Origin of the sequence: Kangiella sediminilitoris (assembly GCF_001708405.1) — a bacterium.
Classification (GTDB): Bacteria; Pseudomonadota; Gammaproteobacteria; order Enterobacterales; family Kangiellaceae; genus Kangiella; species Kangiella sediminilitoris.
In genome coordinates this window covers 312,722-326,993 of record NZ_CP012418.1, presented here as the reverse complement: position 1 = coordinate 326,993, position 14,272 = coordinate 312,722, and the positions used below count along the sequence as shown (strand labels likewise).

Sequence of the window (14,272 nt, the reverse complement as noted above, 5' to 3'; positions counted from 1 at the left end):
GACCCAGAGCAGGGTCATCAAACTATACGGCACAAGATTAGGATATTTCCAAGCCCCAGGCAACAATGTAACTTTTACTGGTTAACTCGGACGTCTTAACTATCTTATGACCTAACTGGTTAACTTGTTGTTCGAGCCCCTTGATATCTTCTTCAGTAAAAGCACAATCAATGAGTTCTTGCATTCGAACCTTACTTTGCTTTAATTCGTCAATGTATTTTGAAAGCTCATCTTTTGCCGGTTTTACACCCTGCTCTCGAGCAACACGGAAAAGACCTTCCGTGAAACTTAAGACTTCTTTTAACGCATCAGGATGGTTACTTTTAGCTGCTCTATCAAGTATCCCTTTGCTGGCATTGTTAAAGAGGCTTCTCAAGCTAATTGCCTCCTGATCTTTATTCAGTTTTTCAGCATTGGCAGGATTACGTAGTTTCGCAAATACTGGAATTAACTTTTGTGCTAAATCAAAAAAGTTTGACTCATCAATAAGGTATTCAATATGTGACCGCTCTTCCTTTGCTACTTTTGTCAGGATTGAATTTTGATGATGAATAACTAACCTTAGCTTACCTTCATTTTTTAAAACTCTGAAAATCTCAATTAGCGAATCTTTACTGACAGCGTATTCGATACCGAATTGGCTTGTTACTAGGTCAAATTTATTGTCATCATAAGGCAATGCCGCTACTGATGTACCATAATTTAAATTCACGCGTTGGGCATGACTTTTAAAACGACTCATGGCTAATTCAGATGGTATTTCTGAGAGATCGACACCCGTATAATGAGAAATGTCTTTACCGGCACTTTCTTGCGCCGAGATCATTTTATCAACGACGTCGCCTCTACCAGTGCATAGATCCAGCACTTGACTATCTTTATTCAGAGATTTGGCAGTATCTTTCCAAAACGTATCGATTTCTGAGTCAGTTGACTTTACACCCTGGCTACAAGAGTCAATTGAGTTGCTCTTCCAATAATTAGACCAGTTCTTTTTTCGTTCTTTAATATTCATTACTTTACTTTTCAAAACCTTAAAAAAAAGGCGAGGAAAACCTCGCCTTCTTCGTACTTACAGTACAATCTTAGAAAGATTGAGTATAGCGTAAGTATGTTACACGACCATAACCGTTGTATAGGTTGAAGTCGTAGTCACGTACACCTACGTTACCCAAACCGATTGGTGGTTCTTTCTCACCAACGTTCTGAGCACCTAGAGTGATGCGACCATCCCATGGAGTGTCATAGTTGAACTGAACATCATGAGTTACCCAAGTAGGTACACGGTTGTCACCAGAGCCGTTCTCACCGATTAAGTTCAAGTTATAACCGAATGTGAAGTCGCTGATTGCGTAACGATTCCAAAGAACCAAACGGTCTTTTGGTAGACCAGCGTTACGAACGATGCTTGGGTTATCGTCAAATGCGTAACCTAGAACACGTGACCATTGAGTCTGTGAAGTCAAACGACCACCAGCAATCTCAAAGTTCAAACGCATGTTGAAGTCAAACTGGTCAACTTCAAGTTTACCTTGGTTACCGAAACCAGTGAAACACTCAACGATTGCGCCACTTGGAGCACGGTCACAGCCTAGACCTGCTGGTACTGGTACACCAGTAAGCTCAGCGTTGATGATTTCTTGTGCTGTGATTTGGTCGATTTGGTTAGTGATTTCGATGTTGCTGTAATCAACTGTGAAGTTCAACCAATCTGTTGGCTCGTATGCAGCACCTACAGAGTACTGATCAGACTCTTCCGCACCTAACTCAGGGTTAGACTGGATAGTGTCGTTGATCTGTACAGAACAGTCTGCTGGCTGACCTTGCGCGATACACGTCTGAGGGTCAGAAACAGAAGTTGCACTGAACGATGGCTTCTGAGTTAACTCAGGAAGCGATGGTGCACGGAAACCTTGACCATAAGAAGCACGTAGAGTCAATTCATCCATTGGCTGGTAACGGAAAGAAACTTTTGGAGAAGTTTTGTTACCGAAATCTGAGTAATCATCGTAACGAGCCGCTAGGTTCATTTCTAGATTATCAGTGAATGGGAAGATTGATTCGAATGCGAACGCTCTTACGTCACGAGTACCGCCAGCTGTGTTACCAGCAGAACCACCGATTTGGCCAGCTTCTGATAGCGGATCATAGATGTCAGCGTAGATTTCTTTTCTGTACTCAACGTTTAATAACATTGAAGACGTACCGCCGCCCATTTCGAACAAGTCGAACTGTGCAGTTGCGTAAGCTTCTTCTTGGTCGAAGACACTTTCACGGTAAACAGTAACCTTCATTGAGTTAAGAACGTCTTCTGGGTTCGCGTAAGGGTTAGATAGATCGTACGCACCAGACTCGATTAGGTTAGACGCAGCTGAACGTAGCAAGTAGTTACGACCTACATCGTCAGTTTTGTTGTCTGTACGACGGTAACCTACGTCAACTTCAACATTACCGATATAACCTGTTGTACCGAATAGTACGTCAGTCATGTTATTAGTAATAGTGTTGTCACGATTACCTAATGCGTCAAAACGGTGCCACCAGTTAACTTCTTGCTGAGCTAAACCAAGGTTAGGATCGTAAACGTTACCATTAGGGTTCGTTGGGTTGTTCGGGCTGTCTGCCGATAATGGCGTAGAGAAGAAGCTCGAATCAGGTACTGGAGCGTAACGACCGAAAGATTCAGTACGAGTTACACGAGTATCCATGTAAAGTGACCAGTCATCGTTGATCTGATAGTCAGCTTTAACGAACAAACCTTTGTTTTTGATTGACGCTTCGTCAGCACTTACTAGAGTGAAGTCGTATGCACAACGCTCACCAGTGATTGACGATGGGCTTGCTAATGTATAGAAACCTGTACCAGCGAAGTCACACGCTGTACCGCCTTGACCATCTGGGATTGAAGTCCAGTTGAAGTTATCGAATCCGCCAGTAAGAGTTGTGAAGCTGTTACCGTAGATTGAGCCGCCTGGAGTGTTCCAAGGGAAGTCGCGAGCAAAAATGATGTCGCGGTCGTTCCAAGAAACGCCAGCCATGATGTTACCACGGTCACCCGCAGCGCCGAATACGATAGAACCTTCTTCACGGTCACCGCCGTCAGCTGGTAGGCTAACGTCTTGCTGACCATACATTAGTTCAACGCCTTCGAAATCAGAACGTGTGATGATGTTTACAACACCACCGATTGCATCAGAACCGTATACAGCTGATGCACCGTCTGTTAGTACTTCGATACGCTCGATTGCAGCCATTGGGATAGTGTTAAGATCCTGAGTAGAACCTGTAGAACCCGACTTAGGCAAACGACGACCGTCGATAAGTACTAGAGTACGGTCAGAACCAATACCTCTTAAGCTGATAGAAGCAGTACCTTGAGCTGAGCTACCAGATTGAGGACGGAAAGAACCCGCACTGTTGAATGTTAAGCTACGTAAAAAGTCCGCAGCATTACTCTCACCGCTTAAATCGATTTGTTCACGGTCGATTACTGTTACAGGAAGAGCGCCTTCAACGTCTGTTCTTTTTAGACGTGAACCCGTAACAACAATTCGTTCTGCTTCTTCGTCAGCGCCTTCTTCATCAGCAGCAAAAGTTGCTGGGGCACTAACAGCTAGCGAAGCAGCAAAACCGCTATACAAAGCGACTTTTACAGCTTTAGCTATCATTGTCTTGTTAGTCATAAAATTCCTACCTATAGATAAGTTGGTAAATTTTCTTTGTTGTCCCAAAACCACTTTCGCCTCCCACAAAAAAGGGGCCATGGCAAAATATAGCCTTGGAGTATGCTATAGGTACCATATTAAAATTCCTTGGTCAACAAAATTTACAAGCAACAATTCAGTGATGCATTGCTCTAACAAGCTTTCAAGGCTTTGATTTAATTAGGCTTGGCGCTGATATACTTTTAATAAATTAAAGCGTACACCTGTACATTTTATAACCTATATAAATTTAATTTATGACAGCCATCATATTAACTATTCTTCAAATTCTGCTTGCACCAATTTAGTGCAATACATTCTTGTTTTTAATTACTTCTAAATAGTTTTGTTTTTCACCGTTGGTATAATACTGCCATATTTATTTCAATCTTCTAGAAATCGGAGTGTTTAACTATGTCAGTAGACAATGTTTTAAAAATGATTGAAGAGTATGACGTTAAGTTTGTTGACTTACGTTTTACTGATACCAAAGGTAAAGAGCAGCACGTCACTATCCCTGCCCGCGTGGTGGATGAAGATCTTCTGAGCGAAGGTAAAATGTTCGACGGTTCTTCAATCGCAGGCTGGAAAGGAATCAACGAGTCTGACATGGTTCTAATGCCAAACACGGACTCTGCAGTCATGGATCCTTTTTATGAAGACGCAACATTACAATTACGCTGCGATATTCTTGAACCCGCTACCATGAGCGGTTATGACCGCGACCCACGCTCAGTTGCTAAGCGCGCAGAAGAATACCTAAAATCAACAGGCCTTGCTGATTCAGCATTTTTCGGTCCAGAGCCAGAGTTTTTCGTATTTGAAGATGTTAAGTTTAAAACTGACATGGGTGGCTCTTTTTACAAAATTGACGATCCAGAGTCTGCCTGGAACTCTGACAAAAGTTACGAAGGTGGTAACATCGGTCACCGCCCTCGTGTAAAAGGTGGTTACTTCCCAGTTCCTCCGGTTGACTCTTCACAAGACCTTCGCTCTCAAATGTGTCTTGTCCTAGAAAGCATGGGGCAAGTGATTGAAGCTCACCACCACGAAGTTGGTACCGCTGGACAGAATGAGATCGCAACTCAATTTAACTCTTTAGTTAAAAAAGCTGATGAGATCCAAACATATAAATATGTTGTTCATAACGTTGCTCATGCCTATGGTAAAACCGCGACCTTTATGCCAAAACCTGTTTTTGGTGATAACGGTTCTGGTATGCATGTACACATGTCATTAGCCAAAGAAGGCAACAACATCTTTGCAGGTGACAAATATGCAGGTCTGTCTGAGGAAGCACTGTATTACATTGGCGGCATCATCAAGCACGCACGCGCATTGAATGCTCTAACTAACCCATCGACGAACTCTTACAAACGTTTGGTTCCTGGCTTCGAAGCACCGGTCATGTTGGCTTACTCAGCTAAAAACCGTTCAGCGTCTATTCGCGTTCCACACGTAGGAAGTGCTAAGGCCCGTCGTATTGAGGTTCGCTTCCCAGATCCAATGGCTAACCCTTACCTAGCTTTTGCAGCGTTGATGATGGCTGGTTTAGACGGTATCCAAAATAAAATTCACCCAGGTGATGCAATGGATAAAGACCTATATGATCTTCCTGCAGAAGAAGCTAAGGCTATCCCACAGGTTGCCGGTTCTTTAGAAGAAGCGTTAGACGCTTTAGACAAAGATCGTGAGTTCTTAACTCGCGGCGGCGTGTTCTCAGATGACATGTTAGATGCATACATCGCTCTTAAGAAAGAAGATGTTGAGCGCTTGAAACTAACACCATCTCCGGTTGAGTTCGATCTATACTACAGCCTGTAGTCGAGAACCTACTTACCCATACAAAAGCCCGGTATCACCGGGCTTTTTTTTTGACAGAAACAAGTCAGTCTTAGATACTAAAACTAACAATAGTTACACAGGGAGCCAGACTTAAGATGAAGTATCTTGACTACCTACCTGCCATTTTTCTCATGCTAGCACCTGCTGCATATGCTGCCGACGAAGTAGTGCTATACAAAAAAGTTGATAAGGATGGAAAAGTCACCTTCACAGATAAGCCAATTCCCGGTTCGCAGGAAGTCAAAATTAACACTGGCATAAATGTCGTCGAAACACCCAAAGTTAAGCCACAAGAGAAAAAGCAACCCGAGGAGCCTGCTCCAGAAGAGCCGGTATACAGTGTGTTTTCTATTGATAGCCCTAAACAAGGTGATGAGGTCATAAATGCCGATGGTAATGTCACGCTTATTATTGGTATCACCCCTAGATTGAAACCGGAGCACCAACTTCAGCTCAGACTGAATGGAAAGAACCACGGCTCCCCGCAAAACTCCCCTTATTTCAATGTGAGGCAATTAGATGCTGGTAGACATAAGGCAGAAGTAGTCGTCATAGATAAAGAAAGCGGTCAGCAGCTACAGACAACTTCAGCTGTTAGCTTTAGCTTTACTAAGCCTTCAACGGGCAACCAATAACTACCCTCGCACCAAAACGGTGCATTTAACTCATGAACTGTTATACTACCTTCTCTGTCAACGTTTAAGAATTATTTTAATGCAGTTCGACCGCCTTCTGGACAACCTCTCAACATCTATTATCGTATTTGATGCACACGGGCGTTTTACCTACCTTAATCAAGCAGCAGAAAAAGCTTTCTCAACCAGCAGCAAAGTCCTTCAAGGCAAACGTTACAGTTACTTCATTGCCAGCGACAGTCTCCCCTTGCATGATATAATTGAAGGATTACGCCAAAATGGACAGTTCATCCTGGACGGCGTCAGTCTGGAACTCCTCAATGGCAAGCAACTGACGGTAGACCTCACCGGGCACTGGTTTACAGCAGAAGAACCCTACCTCATTGTGGAGTGGCAAAACCCCCAGCACTTTCCCCACAGGGGCCTTGCTCGCGGGTTATCACAACAGAACCAGGTCAGCGAACGCTTACTCCAGAAACTGGCGCACGAAATAAAAAATCCGCTCAGTGGTATTCGTGGTGCCGCTCAGTTGTTGCAGCACGAGTCTGCATCTTCTTCAAGCCCTGAAGAATCCATTGGTGAACTTACCGATATCATTGAACAGGAAAGTAACCGTTTAACAGAGCTGGTTAATAGGATGTTGCTCTCCACCAACAAGCCCACTCTTGTTGAAATGAACATCCATGAAACCACCGAGAAGGTATTGGAACTTTCTAGAATCAACCTGCCTGACAAGATTGAACTCATCCGAGACTACGACCCCAGCCTCCCCGACTTTTATGGTGCACCTGACTCGGTCTATCAGGCAGTACTGAACCTTACTCAAAACGCAATTGAGGCAGTAGAAACTCAGCAACAGGGACAGGTAACGATACGAACTCGTGCACTACCCCGGCATACAATTGGTGATACCCAGTACCCTATCACTGTCTGCGTTCAGGTCGAAGACAATGGACCGGGCATCCCAGCTGAACTTCAGCCAAACATATTCTTTCCCTTAATCAGTGGGAAAAATAGCAGTGGACTTGGCCTTGGAATCGCCCAGAGTCTAATTCAGCAACAGAAAGGAATTATAGAATTCAGCACAAATGCTGAAAAAACCTGCTTTAGTATTTACTTACCCATACTCAAAGACGAAGAACTTAAACCTTTAAAAGCAACCAGCGAGCTGGAGAATAACCCGTGACTCAGACTAACGAGTTAACCCATACCATTCTAGTAGTTGATGATGATAGTTCCATACGCTGGGTGCTGGCACGAGCGCTAAACAATGCCCAATTTAAGGTATTGGCCTGCGACAGTGGACAACAGGCTTTAAGTCTTATCGAAGAAGAGTCACCTGACCTCGTCATTACAGACATCCAGATGAGCGGCATGACAGGCCTTGAGTTACTCGAAGCCATTAACCAGCAGTGGCCACATATCCCTGTTATTATGATCACGGCCTATGCCGATACCGATCTTGGCAGCAAGACCCACGAGCTGGGAGCATTTGACTATTTACCGAAACCTTTTGATATCAATCACGTTATTAAACTCTGTCAGCGCGCTTTGGATAGCCAGAGGAGCAGTAGTGAAATTCCACTGTGGCTACAGCAAATAGAAAAAAAGATTGATAGCGATTATCATCAGGGTAACGGTGAAGTACTGATAGAAATGCAGCAGGAGTTTGAACAGTTCATCACAGAGTCTGCTTTAAGGCTCAGCCAGGGACACAAACAAAAGGCTGCAAAAATACTAGGCTGGGGTCGTAATACACTGACCCGTAAACTACAATACTGGGACCAGCAGAGCGACCCAAACAAAGAAGACTAGTCAATGCTCCATATCGTATTATTTGAACCTGAAATACCGCCTAATACTGGCAATATTATTCGCCTTTGTGCGAATACAGGAATGCAGCTTCACCTGATTAAGCCTCTGGGTTTTGAGTTGGAAGACAAGCGCATGCGCCGAGCCGGCCTCGATTACCTCGAGTGGGCTAACGTAATTATTCATGACAATTACGAAAAATTTAAATCAAAGCAGAAACCAAATCGATTATTCGCCCTGAGCACTAAGGGATCCAAACATTACCATCAAATCAGCTATCAGGACGGCGACTATTTTATTTTTGGCCCTGAGACCCGTGGGTTACCCGATCACATCCTGGAGGAGCTCTCAGAGACTTTGCTGCGCATTCCAATGAAGCAAGGCAGCCGAAGCTTAAACTTATCTAACACTGTGGCCATAATGGCTTTTGAAGCATTAAGACAACTTAACTTTACAGACTGCCAATAGGAAAAGTAAGGCTATGGAATTACTAAGACTCGGCTTTTAGATCTCGAGTTAGAAGTTCATGTGCGGCAACTTTAGGATCTTCACCTTCGTAGATGATTCTATAGATAGCTTCGCAGATTGGCATTTCCACACCTACGCGCTCTGACAGCATATGAATTTCATGGGCATTGCGAACACCCTCAACAACTTGCCCGATAGCCTCTTCAGCACCATCTCTGTCACCACCCTGCCCTAGTGCCAAACCAAAGCGACGATTACGAGACTGGTCGTCAGTACAGGTCAACACCAGGTCACCCATGCCAGCCATGCCATTAAAAGTCTCAGGCTTGCCTCCCAAAGCCACACCAAGACGTTTCATCTCAGCTAAGCCACGAGTAATCAAAGCAGTTCGAGCATTAGAACCAAATCCTAAACCATCAGCTATACCTGCGCCGATTGCGACAACATTCTTAACAGCACCACCAATTTGCAAACCGATGACATCAGTACTGATATACACTCTGAATCGGTCATTATGAAAGTCGATAGCCAACTCTTTTGCCAGCTCACTTTTGCTGGATGCCAGACTTATAGCGGTAGGCATACCTCTTGCCATTTCTTTGGCGAAACTGGGCCCGGACAAAATTGCATGAGGTTGACTAGCTCCCAACTCCTCAACCAGAACATTACCCAATAAATCACCAGTATCAGGATCAAGCCCTTTGCTTGCCCAGATAATCGGTGTTTTTTCATTTAAATAAGGTTTTATCGTTTGAAGAGCCGCACGAAAGGCATGGCTTGGTACAGCGACCAAAACCATCGTTGGTTCTTTCATGACCTCACTGATATCGTTTGATACCTGCAAAGTTTCAGGGAAGCTTACGTCGGGCAAATACCTGCTGTTGGTACGATCGCTTTGCATTGCTTCTGCCTGCTCCGCGTCTCGTGCCCACATTTTTACCTGATGGCCATTGCTAGCTAAAACAATAGCTAATGCGGTTCCGTAAGAGCCTGCTCCCAGAACCGCAAAGGTCTTTGACTCAGACATTAAGCGTTAGCTTCACCCTGTTGCTGAGCAGCTTGTTGCTGAGCTTGCTCATATAAAGCATTAAAGTTGATTGGCTGCAATACGAAGCGAGGGAAACCACCTCGAGAGATTGACTCAGAGATTGCCTCACGAACGTATGGGAATAATTGTTCGCAGCAGAAAGTTCTTAATAAACGATTACGTACTTCGTCTTCCATGCCTTTGATGCCAAATACTGCGCCATACTTTACTTCTGCTATATAAGCTGTTTTATCTTCAACTTTAGAAGTAACCGTTACTTGAAGCTCGACTTCATAGCTATCATTTTCAAGATCTTCAACACGGTTATTTAAATTGACGCTAATGTCCGGCTTGTACTGTTCAAGAAAAATACTAGGAGAATTTGGTGCTTCAAAAGAAACGTCCTTGGCATAGATAGTCTGAACTACTAACTGCATGCCTTCTGGAGTTTCAACGTTCTGTTCACCTGGATTTGTTGTGTTTTCATTCTCTGCCATAACTGTTCTCTCTTATAAATCTGATGCTTTGATTGTTTTAATATTATGAATTTACCCTGCTACTTCTCTAGCATGGTTTGTAATTTGCCTGCTGCATGCAGCGCATGTAGATCGTCACAGCCGCCAATTGCCTCATCGTTGATCAGGATTTGGGGGACCGTATGCCCTCCGGTCAGTTCAATCATATGCTGACGTAACTCACTGTCACCATCAATAGGGATTTCTTTATATTCCACATCCAGTTTTTCCAATAGATGTTTTGCTCGAACACAAAAAGGGCAGTAGCCTTTCGTGTACATCTCAACTTTAGCCATGATGCACCCCTACTATTTTTTCGCTAACGGTAAGTTGTCTCCGCTCCAAGACTGAATCCCGCCTTTGAGCTTATGAACCTGCTCAAAACCATGCTTACGCAATAGAATAGTTGCACTACCCGCCTGCATGCCAGTGTTGCAGACCATAATAATGGGGTTCTGCTTATATTTTTCAAGGTCTTTAACACTATCTTTTAGCTTGGTAAAAGGAATGTTAACAGACCCATGGATGTGACCTTTATTAAAGTCAGCAACAGCCCTTAGATCAACCACCTGAGCGTCTTCTTTATTAATTAGCTGAGTCGCCATGAGCGGAGTAAGAGCCTTGCTGCCACTGGTCGCCGTCTTTAAGATACTGACCAAAAGCAGTAATGCAAATGCTAACCACGCTGTGCCTAAAAAAGGGTGATTACCAAAAAATTCGAATAACTGTTCCATTTGCTAGAAAACCTAGGATTGATACTGGAAATTAAAACACAGCATTATACACAAAACCAAGGCTGAGCCTATAGCCGACAAGGCTAAATAATATTTGAAATCCCATCATAAGCTTCGATTTCCGCTAAACTCAGCTCGCCTTCAGTGCAACCTGACACACGTCCTTTAAGGCTTCCACGCTCGAAAGTCGTGTAAAGTTGGGACGAATCAGGAACGCTATTTTCCTATGAGGCCCCGGCTCGTTAAGGTGAACGGCAGACAATGCTTTATTTTGAGAGATTAGCTGCTCCATTGCCATTTCAGGAATCAGGGTAGTACCAAGCCTACCAAGAACCATCTGTATTAAAGTGTTTAAACTGGTCGCTCCAAAACCATGTTCCGTTGCCTCTTCCCCCAGCTTGCATGCATCAAGAATGTGATCCTTTAAACAATGTCCATCCTTAAGTAGCATCAGATTGCTCTGAGTTAATTCATCGCTGGTGATTTCTTTTTGCTGACTATGCCTGTCACCCTTAAGCGTCACCCAATAAAAATCTTCCTGCCAGAACTCCAGCGCTAACAACCCATCATGGGGAAATGGTAAGGCCAGAATCGCCGTATCAAGCTCGCCTTTTCTAACCTGATCCACCAATACGTGAGACTGCTCTTCAACAATACAAAGCTCAGCATCGGGGTACTTTTCATTAAGTAAAGGGAACATTCTGGGTAACAAATACGGTGCGATGGTCGGTATCACGCCAACCGATAAAGGAAAGCTCAACGGATCTTTCAGTCCCTCAGCGAGATGCTGTAAGGAGTTGACCTGCATGACAATATCTCTGGCTCGGTTCAGTACTTCCTGACCAATGGGGGTGACCAGAACCTTTTTATTATCCCGTTCGAATACCTGCACCCCAAGTTGTTCTTCTAACTGTGTCAATGACGTACTGAGAGCCGATTGACTGATGTTGCATTTCTCCGCCGCCTTCTTGAAATGTAGAGTTTCTCCTGCTGCCAAGGCGTAGGTGAGCTGTTTAAAAGAGATCATGATAACTCCAGCAAAGCGTTTTAACTTACTCTATGTTCAATATTTTAGAACATAAACATCAATATATTCAAATTTACTAAACAAACACTGTTCTTTAAAGTAGTCCCCGAAATCAATTGAAACCAATGATATTTATTAACAGGAGGCCAAATCATGGCACTTATCAACACTGAAATTAAGCCGTTTAACGCAACAGCATTCAAAGACGGCGAGTTTGTCGAAGTATCTAACAAGGATATCGAAGGCAAGTGGGCTGTGTTCTTTTTCTATCCAGCAGACTTTACTTTCGTATGCCCGACAGAGCTTGGCGACTTGGCTGATCATTATGAAGAGTTGCAAAAGCGCGGTGTAGAAGTGTTCTCAGTATCAACGGACACCCACTTCACGCACAAAGCATGGCATGAAACGTCAGACACTATCGGCAAAATCAAATACGGCATGATCGGTGACCCGACTGGTGAAATTACGCGTAATTTTGATGTTATGCGTGAAGGACAGGGTTTAGCTGACCGCGGTACTTTCGTAGTAGACCCTGACGGCGTAATCCAAGTAATGGAAATCACTGCTGAAGGTGTTGGCCGTGATGCAGAAGAGCTGGTACGCAAAATTAAAGCGGCTCAGTACGTACGTGACAACCCAGGTCAGGTATGCCCAGCAGCATGGAAAGAAGGCGAAGATACTCTAGCTCCTTCACTAGACTTAGTAGGCAAAATCTAATCATCGCGTCTGATTAGTTAATCCTATAGATAGCCTGGTGAGTCTATAAAGGCTCACCAGGCACCTAACAAATTAAGTTTTACTGAGAATTCATTTAAAATTGCAAGACAAGGTGAGCGACAATGTTAAACAATCAAATCTTAGAAGCTTTGAAAGGCTATACCGCAGATATGCAAAAGACGGTGACTTTCGTCTTGCAAACCGGTGAACATTCAAAGCGCAACGAATTAATAGAATTCTTAAAAGGCTTTGCCAGCGTCAGCAATAAAGTTCAATTTGAAGAACGCGACCTTAACGGCAAAGTACGTAGTCCGATCAGCTTCCTGCTAGAAGTTGATGGGCAAGATACAGGCCTTCAGTTTTCGGGCATCCCTTCAGGCCATGAATTTAACTCATTGGTGCTGGCTGTACTTCAATCAGCGGGAACCCCCATTAAACTGGACAGCTCACTGCAAAACATGGTCAAGAACGTTGATCACGAAATGAAGTTTGAGGTGTTTGTCAGCCTTAGCTGTCACAACTGCCCTGATGTCGTACAGGCCCTGAACCAATTTGCCGTGCTCAATCCAAACATTTCAGCTGAGATGATCGATGGCGGCCTGTTCCAAGACGTTATTGAAGAGCGTGATATTCAAGGTGTACCAAGTGTTTATCTGAATGGCGAACTATTCGCTAACGGTAAAATCACCGCAGCAGAGCTGATTGATAAATTACTGGAGAAAGATCCGTCCATCGCAAAAGCTGACTCTAATGAAAAGCTTCCACTACAGGACGTAGTAGTCATTGGTGGTGGCCCAGCCGGCGTTAGCAGTGCAATTTATAGTGCACGAAAAGGCTTAAAAGTGACCTTGATTGCCGACCGTATTGGTGGTCAGGTTAAAGACACCATGGGCATCGAAAACTTAATTTCTGTTCCTAAAACAACAGGGCCAGAATTAGTCGGCGCGCTGCAGACACATATGGATGAATATGACATCACCATTAAAGAACATCTGCGAGTGACGGAAGTAAACCAAGGTGACATTAAAAGCATCGCACTATCATCAGGCGAAGTCATTGACACCAAGACAGTGATCATTGCTACGGGTGCCAAATGGAGAGAACTAGGCATTCCTGGTGAGAAAGAAAATGTTGGTAATGGTGTTGCCTACTGTCCGCACTGTGACGGTCCATTCTTTAAAGGAAAAGACGTAGCAGTAATCGGTGGCGGTAACTCGGGTATCGAAGCGGCACTGGACTTGGCGGGTATTGTAAAATCGGTAACGGTTTTTGAATTTATGCCTGAGCTGAAGGCTGACCAAGTGTTAGTCGACCAGGCAGAAGGCAAAGACAATATCACCATTTTGAAAAATGTAGCCACTCAGGAAATTCACGCTGACGGAGGAAAGGTTTCATCGATTTCTTATCAGGATCGTGCGACTGAAACTACCCACAGCATCGACCTTGACGGTGTATTTGTACAAATTGGATTAGTACCGAACACCAGCTTCCTGGGTGATGTGGTCGAAACCACGAAGTTCGGCGAAATCGTGATTAACGAAAAGTGCGAAACTTCACAGCCGGGAATCTATGCCGCCGGTGACGTTACGACAGTACCGTATAAACAAATTGTGGTGTCCATGGGCGAAGGCTCTAAAGCTTCACTTGCCTCTTTCGAATACTTACTGGCTAACTCCAGTAAACTCGAAAACATGTACGAAGACCATCAGTCTTCACAGCAAGCAAGAGACGCTGCATAACGTCAAAAAAAGCCCCGATAATCGGGGCTTTTTGATATTCCAATACTCA

At 44.1% G+C, this 14,272-nt stretch carries 14 protein-coding genes; 7 read left to right on the top strand and 7 right to left on the bottom strand.

Going from position 1 to position 14,272, the window contains the following annotated elements:
• Positions 1-37: 37 nt before the first annotated feature.
• Together KS2013_RS01620 and KS2013_RS01615 are read right to left on the bottom strand one after the other, a co-directional pair.
• Positions 38-1,015, bottom strand: a complete 978-nt coding sequence (locus tag KS2013_RS01620) for a class I SAM-dependent methyltransferase (protein ID WP_068988757.1) — start codon at positions 1,013-1,015, stop codon at positions 38-40.
• Between the two features lie 70 nt (positions 1,016-1,085).
• The gene (locus tag KS2013_RS01615) at positions 1,086-3,683 is read right to left on the bottom strand and encodes a TonB-dependent receptor (RefSeq protein ID WP_068988755.1); all 2,598 of its coding nucleotides are present in this window, start codon (positions 3,681-3,683) and stop codon (positions 1,086-1,088) included.
• Positions 3,684-4,118: 435 nt separating this feature from the next.
• Between KS2013_RS01615 and glnA the strand changes: the two genes are divergently transcribed.
• The 5 genes from glnA to trmL all read left to right on the top strand — a co-directional run bounded on the left by glnA (position 4,119) and on the right by trmL (position 8,464).
• Complete coding sequence (gene glnA / locus KS2013_RS01610) at positions 4,119-5,528, top strand: glutamate--ammonia ligase (protein WP_068988753.1); 1,410 nt, start codon at positions 4,119-4,121, stop codon at positions 5,526-5,528.
• Between the two features lie 116 nt (positions 5,529-5,644).
• Complete coding sequence (locus KS2013_RS01605) at positions 5,645-6,184, top strand: DUF4124 domain-containing protein (protein WP_068988750.1); 540 nt, start codon at positions 5,645-5,647, stop codon at positions 6,182-6,184.
• 79 nt (positions 6,185-6,263) lie between these two features.
• The gene (gene glnL, locus KS2013_RS01600; protein WP_068988748.1) at positions 6,264-7,370 is read left to right on the top strand and encodes a nitrogen regulation protein NR(II); all 1,107 of its coding nucleotides are present in this window, start codon (positions 6,264-6,266) and stop codon (positions 7,368-7,370) included.
• Positions 7,367-7,999 carry a response regulator gene (locus KS2013_RS01595; protein WP_068988747.1) on the top strand — a complete coding sequence of 211 codons (633 nt, stop codon included), beginning with the start codon at positions 7,367-7,369 and terminating at the stop codon, positions 7,997-7,999. Before glnL ends, KS2013_RS01595 begins: the two co-directional genes overlap by 4 nt.
• Before the next feature lie 3 nt (positions 8,000-8,002).
• The gene (gene trmL / locus KS2013_RS01590) at positions 8,003-8,464 is read left to right on the top strand and encodes a tRNA (uridine(34)/cytosine(34)/5-carboxymethylaminomethyluridine(34)-2'-O)-methyltransferase TrmL (RefSeq protein ID WP_068988745.1); all 462 of its coding nucleotides are present in this window, start codon (positions 8,003-8,005) and stop codon (positions 8,462-8,464) included.
• Positions 8,465-8,486: 22 nt separating this feature from the next.
• On the opposite strand, the gene gpsA is transcribed toward trmL, so the two are convergent.
• The 5 genes from gpsA to KS2013_RS01565 form a co-directional block, all read right to left on the bottom strand.
• Positions 8,487-9,491 carry an NAD(P)H-dependent glycerol-3-phosphate dehydrogenase gene (gene gpsA / locus KS2013_RS01585; protein WP_068988743.1) on the bottom strand — a complete coding sequence of 335 codons (1,005 nt, stop codon included), beginning with the start codon at positions 9,489-9,491 and terminating at the stop codon, positions 8,487-8,489.
• Positions 9,491-9,988 (bottom strand): protein-export chaperone SecB, encoded by a 498-nt coding sequence (gene secB, locus KS2013_RS01580; RefSeq protein WP_071890098.1) that lies wholly within the window; start codon positions 9,986-9,988, stop codon positions 9,491-9,493. The genes gpsA and secB overlap by 1 nt, the downstream gene beginning before the upstream one ends.
• A 59-nt stretch (positions 9,989-10,047) precedes the next feature.
• Entirely contained in the window at positions 10,048-10,302 is a 255-nt protein-coding gene (gene grxC / locus KS2013_RS01575) for a glutaredoxin 3 (protein WP_068988741.1), read from the bottom strand.
• A gap of 12 nt (positions 10,303-10,314) precedes the next feature.
• The gene (locus KS2013_RS01570; protein ID WP_068988738.1) at positions 10,315-10,740 is read right to left on the bottom strand and encodes a rhodanese-like domain-containing protein; all 426 of its coding nucleotides are present in this window, start codon (positions 10,738-10,740) and stop codon (positions 10,315-10,317) included.
• Positions 10,741-10,870: 130 nt separating this feature from the next.
• Entirely contained in the window at positions 10,871-11,767 is an 897-nt protein-coding gene (locus tag KS2013_RS01565) for a hydrogen peroxide-inducible genes activator (protein WP_068988737.1), read from the bottom strand.
• 153 nt (positions 11,768-11,920) lie between these two features.
• Between KS2013_RS01565 and ahpC the strand changes: the two genes are divergently transcribed.
• The gene (ahpC, locus tag KS2013_RS01560) at positions 11,921-12,484 is read left to right on the top strand and encodes an alkyl hydroperoxide reductase subunit C (protein WP_068988735.1); all 564 of its coding nucleotides are present in this window, start codon (positions 11,921-11,923) and stop codon (positions 12,482-12,484) included.
• Positions 12,485-12,606: 122 nt separating this feature from the next.
• Complete coding sequence (gene ahpF / locus KS2013_RS01555) at positions 12,607-14,223, top strand: alkyl hydroperoxide reductase subunit F (RefSeq protein ID WP_068988733.1); 1,617 nt, start codon at positions 12,607-12,609, stop codon at positions 14,221-14,223.
• Positions 14,224-14,272 lie beyond the last annotated feature (49 nt).

What these genes read in the sequence shown, in the direction of transcription:
- KS2013_RS01620 (WP_068988757.1), bottom strand. Translation starts at nt 1,015, where the DNA reads ATGAATATTAAAGAACGAAAAAAGAACTGGTCTAATTATTGGAAGAGC.
- KS2013_RS01615 (WP_068988755.1), bottom strand. Translation starts at nt 3,683, where the DNA reads ATGACTAACAAGACAATGATAGCTAAAGCTGTAAAAGTCGCTTTGTAT.
- glnA (WP_068988753.1), top strand. Translation starts at nt 4,119, where the DNA reads ATGTCAGTAGACAATGTTTTAAAAATGATTGAAGAGTATGACGTTAAG.
- KS2013_RS01605 (WP_068988750.1), top strand. Translation starts at nt 5,645, where the DNA reads ATGAAGTATCTTGACTACCTACCTGCCATTTTTCTCATGCTAGCACCT.
- glnL (WP_068988748.1), top strand. Translation starts at nt 6,264, where the DNA reads ATGCAGTTCGACCGCCTTCTGGACAACCTCTCAACATCTATTATCGTA.
- trmL (WP_068988745.1), top strand. Translation starts at nt 8,003, where the DNA reads ATGCTCCATATCGTATTATTTGAACCTGAAATACCGCCTAATACTGGC.
- gpsA (WP_068988743.1), bottom strand. Translation starts at nt 9,491, where the DNA reads ATGTCTGAGTCAAAGACCTTTGCGGTTCTGGGAGCAGGCTCTTACGGA.
- secB (WP_071890098.1), bottom strand. Translation starts at nt 9,988, where the DNA reads ATGGCAGAGAATGAAAACACAACAAATCCAGGTGAACAGAACGTTGAA.
- grxC (WP_068988741.1), bottom strand. Translation starts at nt 10,302, where the DNA reads ATGGCTAAAGTTGAGATGTACACGAAAGGCTACTGCCCTTTTTGTGTT.
- KS2013_RS01570 (WP_068988738.1), bottom strand. Translation starts at nt 10,740, where the DNA reads ATGGAACAGTTATTCGAATTTTTTGGTAATCACCCTTTTTTAGGCACA.
- KS2013_RS01565 (WP_068988737.1), bottom strand. Translation starts at nt 11,767, where the DNA reads ATGATCTCTTTTAAACAGCTCACCTACGCCTTGGCAGCAGGAGAAACT.
- ahpC (WP_068988735.1), top strand. Translation starts at nt 11,921, where the DNA reads ATGGCACTTATCAACACTGAAATTAAGCCGTTTAACGCAACAGCATTC.
- ahpF (WP_068988733.1), top strand. Translation starts at nt 12,607, where the DNA reads ATGTTAAACAATCAAATCTTAGAAGCTTTGAAAGGCTATACCGCAGAT.